This is a genomic window from Pseudomonas sp. K5002, from assembly GCF_013386655.1.
Classification (GTDB): Bacteria; Pseudomonadota; Gammaproteobacteria; order Pseudomonadales; family Pseudomonadaceae; genus Aquipseudomonas.
Genome location: NZ_JACARK010001120.1, coordinates 1 through 4,143 on the forward strand (window position 1 = coordinate 1; position 4,143 = coordinate 4,143).

The window sequence follows — 4,143 nt, forward strand, 5'->3', positions numbered from 1 at the left end:
GACGTGTACCGCCTGCGCTGGCCGACCTTCGTCTGGCGCATCGCCCTGCCCGCTGCCGCGCCGCCGATCATCACCGGTTTTCGTATCAGCCTGACCCGCGCCTGGGTGGTGCTGGTGGCCACCGAACTGCTGGCGGCCGACAGCGGCCTGGGGCAGATGATCGAGATGGCCCGGCAGATGCTGCGCATCGACGTGGTGATGGTGGGTGTGGTGGTCACCGGGCTGATTGGTTTTGCCCTCGACTTTGGCTTTCGTTCACTGGAACAGCGGCTGTTTCGCTGGCAGACCCGCTAGGAGCCCGGCATGACCCTCTTGAAAAAATCCCGCGGCCTGTTGCTGCCGCTGCTGTTGATCCTCGCCTGGGAATACGCCTCGCGCCAGGACGCGGCCGGCGCCTACGCCTTTGTGCCGCTGTCGGCGATCGGCTCGGCGTTGCTGGAAATGCTCGGTAACGGCGAGTTGCTGGTCAACCTGCTGGCCAGCCTGGCCCGCACCAGTGGCGGCCTGGCCCTGGGCATCCTGTTCGGCGTGGTGCTGGGGGTGCTGATGGCGCTGTCGAGTGTGGCCAACCGTTTGATCGGCCCGCTGTTCCATTCGATTCGCCAGGTGCCGATGCTGGGCTGGATCCCGTTGATTGCCATGTGGTTCGGCAATGGCGAGTTCTCCAAGGTGCTGATCGTCAGCCTCGCGGCGTTCTACCCGATGGTGCTCAACACCTACCAGGGCTTCAGCCATGTGGAGCGGCGTTATCGTGAAGTCGGCCAGGTGCTGGTGCTCAGCCCGGTGCAGCAGTTCGTGCACGTGCTGTTGCCGGCGGCGTTGCCGAGCATCGCCACCGGAGTGTTGCATGCCCTCGCCTTCGCCTGGGTCACGGCGATCGGCAGTGAGCTGTTCCTGTCCTCCGGCGCCGGCCTGGGCAACCTGATGATGAATGCCGAGGCTGGCTCGCGCATGGAAGTGATCGTGCTCAGCGTGCTGTGCATCGGCCTGCTGGGCTACCTGATGAACCTGCTGTTTACCCGCCTCAGCCGCCACGTGCTGCGCTGGCGCAATATTCGTTGAAGGCCATGAACATGAACGCAATCGCCCACCACGCCCTCCACACCGCCGTGCAGACCGGCGCCCTGCAGATTCGCGGCCTGAACAAGGCCTATCGGATCGAAGGCAAGCCGCTGCCGGTGTTGCACAACATCAACCTCGACGTGCGGCCAGGGGAGTTTGTCAGCATCGTCGGCGCCAGCGGCTGCGGCAAATCCACCTTGCTGCGCCTGATTGTCGGGCTGGAGGCCGAGTACGAAGGCGATATCCTGCTGGACGGCCAGCGCATCGCCGCCACCAGCCTGGAGCGCGGCATTGTGTTCCAGGATCACCGCCTGTTCCCGTGGATGACCGTCAGCCAGAACATCGCCCTGGCCCTGAAAAACCACAACCTGCCCCAGTCCGAAAAGGATCGGCAAGTGGCCGAACATATCGCTCTGGTCAACCTCACCGGCTTTGAAAACGCCTACCCGCACCAGCTCTCCGGCGGCATGGCGCAACGTGCTGCAATCGCCCGGGCACTGATCAATAAACCCAAGGTACTGTTGCTCGATGAACCACTGGGCGCCCTCGACGCCCTGACCCGTGTGCACCTGCAGCGGGAGCTGCAACGGATCTGGGTGCAACAGCGCTGCACGGTGATCATGGTCACGCATGACATCGAAGAGGCGCTGTACCTGGGTGACCGGGTGATCGTGATGGACGCCCACCCGGGGCGGATCAAGCATGAAATCCGGGTGGACTTGCCACATCCGAGGGAGCGCAGTTCGCCGGTCTTGCAGGGCTACAAGGACCGGTTGCTGGAAGAGCTGGTCGGGCACTGAAGACAGTGGGCATGCCGAGCTTTACATTTTGTATAGTTATGGATATTTTATCCAGACAGCAAATGCAATGCGCTCGTGCCCGGTTCATTTTCAGAGGTCCTTTCCATGCAACTGTCTTCGTACCATGACGTGATCAAAGCCGCCGAACGCCTGGAGGGCTTCGCCAACCGCACGCCGGTGTTCACCTCGCGCACCCTCGATGCCGAGACCGGCGCCCAGGTGTTCATCAAATGCGAAAACCTGCAACGCACCGGTTCATTCAAGTTTCGCGGTGCGTTCAATGCGCTTTCCCGGTTTGACGAGGCGCAGCGCAAGGCCGGTGTAGTGGCGTTTTCCTCGGGCAATCACGCCCAAGGCATCGCACTGGCCGCCCGTCTGTTGCAGATGCCGGCCACCATCGTAATGCCCACCGACGCCCCGGCTGCCAAGGTCGCCGCCACCCGGGAATACGGCGCGACCGTGGTGTTCTACGACCGTATCACCGAAGACCGCGAGCAGATCGGCCGCACCCTGGCCGAGCAGCACGGCATGACGTTGATCCCCTCATACGACCACCCGGACGTGCTGGCCGGCCAGGGCACTGCCGCCAAGGAGCTGCTGGAATTCACCGGCCCACTGGATGCCTTGTTTGTCGGCCTGGGCGGTGGCGGCATGCTCTCCGGTACGGCATTGGCCACCCGTGCCTTGTCACCTGATTGCCTGCTGTACGGGGTCGAGCCCGAAGCCGGGAATGACGGCCAGCGCTCCTTCCAGACCGGCAGCATCGTGCACATCGACACGCCCGCGACCATCGCAGACGGCGCCCAGACGCAGCACCTTGGCAATCACACCTTCCCGATCATCCGCGAGAACGTGAATGACATCCTTACGGTCTCGGACGCCGAGTTAGTGGAGTCGATGAGGTTCTTCATGCAACGCATGAAGATGGTCGTGGAGCCCACCGGTTGCCTCGGCCTTGCGGCCTTGCGCAACCTCAAGCAGCAGTTCCGGGGCCAGCGCGTGGGCATCATCGTGACCGGTGGCAACGTCGATATCGAGAAGTACGCGAGCCTGCTAAAGGGCTAAAACCTCTAACAAGAAAATACTGTGGCGAGCGTGCTTGCCACATGGCTTCCTGCTGCCTGCAATTTCTGCCGCCTATAAAAAATGCCCGGGTGTTCCCTGAGCGTTAACAACAAGAGGTGCTTATGAAAAATCGTTACCTGGCCCGGGCCATTGTGATTGCGATCATCCTTGGCGTGCTGGTGGGGGCCGTGCTGCATGCCCAACTGGACACCGACACCGCCAAGACCATCGCGGCTTACTTCAGCATGGTCACCGACGTGTTTTTGCGCCTGATCAAGATGGTCATCGCGCCGCTGGTGCTGGCGACGTTGATCAGTGGCGTGGCGAGCATGGCCGACAGCGGTTCCATCGGCCGTGTCGGGTTGAAGGCGATGACCTGGTTTTTGATTGCGTCCGTGGTATCGCTGCTGATCGGTTTGACATTGGCCAATCTGTTTCAGCCAGGCGCGGGGCTCAACCTGAGTGTGGCGGCCAACGGCAACAGCGGTTTGAACACCGCCAGCTTCAACCTGTCGGGTTTTTTGTCCCATGTATTCCCCCGCAGCATCGTCGAGGCCATGGGCAACAATGAGGTGCTGCAAATCGTGGTGTTTTCGTTGTTCTTCGGCGCAGCGCTGGCGTTCGTCAAGGGCAGCGCCAGGTCGCCGATCCTGCACGTGCTGGAAGAACTGACCCAGGTGATGTTCCGCATCACCGAATACGTGATGGTGATCGCGCCGCTGGCGGTGTTTGCCGCAATTGCCGCCACCATCAGCCTGTACGGGCTGGGGATGGTGGTCAGCTTTGGCAAGTTGATCGCGCAGTTCTACCTGGGCCTGGCGGTGCTGTGGCTGGTGATCAGCGGCGTGGGTTACCTGGCGCTGGGCGCCCGTTTCAAACAGCTGTTGCAGTTGCTGCGCAGCCCGGTTTTGCTGGCGTTCTCCACCGCCAGCAGCGAGGCGGCCTACCCCAAGACCATCGCAGCCCTGGACAGCTTCGGCTCGCCCAAGCGCATCAACAGTTTTGTGCTGCCCCTGGGTTACTCGTTCAACCTCGACGGTTCGATGATGTACCAGGCGTTTATCGTGATGTTCATCGCCCAGGCCTATGGCATCGAGATGAGCTTCGGCCATCAGGTAATGATCCTACTGACCTTGCTCGTCATCAGCAAAGGCACCGCCGGCGTGGCGCGCGGCTCACTGGTGGTGCTCGCGGCGGGCCTGCCGATGGTCGGCCT

5 protein-coding genes are annotated in these 4,143 nt (G+C 62.1%); all 5 read left to right on the plus strand.

What is annotated here, in order from left to right:
* A partial coding sequence (locus HX846_RS33905) for an ABC transporter permease (protein ID WP_178967119.1) occupies positions 1–294 on the plus strand: 294 nt, incomplete at its 5' end.
* A gap of 9 nt (positions 295–303) precedes the next feature.
* The gene (locus tag HX846_RS33910) at positions 304–1,062 is read left to right on the plus strand and encodes an ABC transporter permease (RefSeq protein WP_177027867.1); all 759 of its coding nucleotides are present in this window, start codon (positions 304–306) and stop codon (positions 1,060–1,062) included.
* 11 nt (positions 1,063–1,073) lie between these two features.
* The gene (locus tag HX846_RS33915; protein ID WP_023658820.1) at positions 1,074–1,862 is read left to right on the plus strand and encodes an ABC transporter ATP-binding protein; all 789 of its coding nucleotides are present in this window, start codon (positions 1,074–1,076) and stop codon (positions 1,860–1,862) included.
* A 105-nt stretch (positions 1,863–1,967) separates the two neighbouring features.
* Positions 1,968–2,927, plus strand: a complete 960-nt coding sequence (locus tag HX846_RS33920; RefSeq protein ID WP_003212540.1) for a threo-3-hydroxy-L-aspartate ammonia-lyase — start codon at positions 1,968–1,970, stop codon at positions 2,925–2,927.
* 122 nt (positions 2,928–3,049) lie between these two features.
* Positions 3,050–4,143 (plus strand): dicarboxylate/amino acid:cation symporter (locus HX846_RS33925; protein WP_178967120.1); only part of this gene is annotated, 1,094 nt, incomplete at its 3' end.